Below are 202 nucleotides of genomic sequence, written 5' to 3'. Positions count from 1 at the left end.
AAGCAAGCGCCAGAAGAATCAGTGATTGTTAAAGCAGAAGAAAAGCTTGAAGAAACAATCATTGTGGAAATACCAGAAGAAGTGGAAGTAATTGCAGAAGCAGAAGAGTCAAAAGAAGTGGAAGTAATTGCGGAAGCGGAAGAGTCAGAAGAAGTTGGAGTAATTGCAGAAACAGAAGAGTCAGAAGAAGCTGGAGTAATTG

The 202-nt window shown here is 40.1% G+C and carries 1 protein-coding gene; it reads left to right on the top strand.

Annotation, left to right across the window (positions count from 1 at the left end):
* Positions 1-202 (top strand): hypothetical protein (locus MR079_RS29155; RefSeq protein WP_242295129.1); only part of this gene is annotated, 202 nt, incomplete at both ends.

Source organism: Bacillus cereus group sp. BfR-BA-01381 (assembly GCF_022663555.1).
In the GTDB taxonomy this organism is placed as follows: domain Bacteria; phylum Bacillota; class Bacilli; order Bacillales; family Bacillaceae_G; genus Bacillus_A; species Bacillus_A pacificus.
Note: the sequence above shows the minus strand (reverse complement) of the source record. Positions and strands in the feature narration are given on the sequence as shown.